The 615-nt window shown below is 39.8% G+C and carries 1 protein-coding gene; it reads right to left on the bottom strand.

What is annotated here, in order from left to right:
- Positions 1–234 precede the first annotated feature (234 nt).
- Complete coding sequence (locus R8O11_RS29135) at positions 235–468, bottom strand: DUF2789 domain-containing protein (RefSeq protein ID WP_020841183.1); 234 nt, start codon at positions 466–468, stop codon at positions 235–237.
- Positions 469–615: the final 147 nt, after the last annotated feature.

The raw sequence follows: 615 nt of genomic DNA, 5'->3' as shown, positions 1-615 counted from the left end.
CGCAAGCGCTATATCTCGATAATTTGGGTTATCTCGCATCTCGACGGCAGCATAAAAACAATCCATATCGACATGAATAATCTTTCTGATTCGCTCTGACATACCCGACAAAATACTGGTTAAAAATACAGTATAATTCAATTAACGAAGCAAGAAAATGAAAGATTAAAAACACCGCTCAAAGAACATATTGCCAAGTTTCTAAAGGGTTGAATTATCTTTTTTTATCGCGGTTCAATCACGCAACATTACATCGAGCTGATCCACAAGCTCAGCCCAATCAGCATCTTCTTCAATCGCTTGTTTTAAAAATGCGGCCTGAGAATGTGTCCAGAAACTCGCTTCGTGTAAAGGTGCTGATTCACGTTTATGTCGATGCGTATTGACGAAATCTTTAATTTCTTTGGAAGAGCTCCCTAACCCGAGCTGATTGAAAAGATCAGCCATGCCATGTTGATGTAATTCCATTGTGTCCTCCGACTCGAATGAACCTTTATTTGAGTATATACCTCACCCAATTATGCGCCCGTGAAAGTACTAATATTTCACTCTCTATGTAGAAAGCACGGCGCTTTGATACATGCAAAAAATAACCCAGCCGAAGCTGGGTTATAG

The sequence above is a fragment of the Vibrio sp. 1288 genome (genome assembly GCF_033344475.1).
This window is presented reverse-complemented; position numbering and strand designations above follow the sequence as displayed.

Coding starts and splice junctions, on each gene's coding strand:
- R8O11_RS29135 (WP_020841183.1), bottom strand. CDS start 468: ATGGAATTACATCAACATGGCATGGCTGATCTTTTCAATCAGCTCGGG.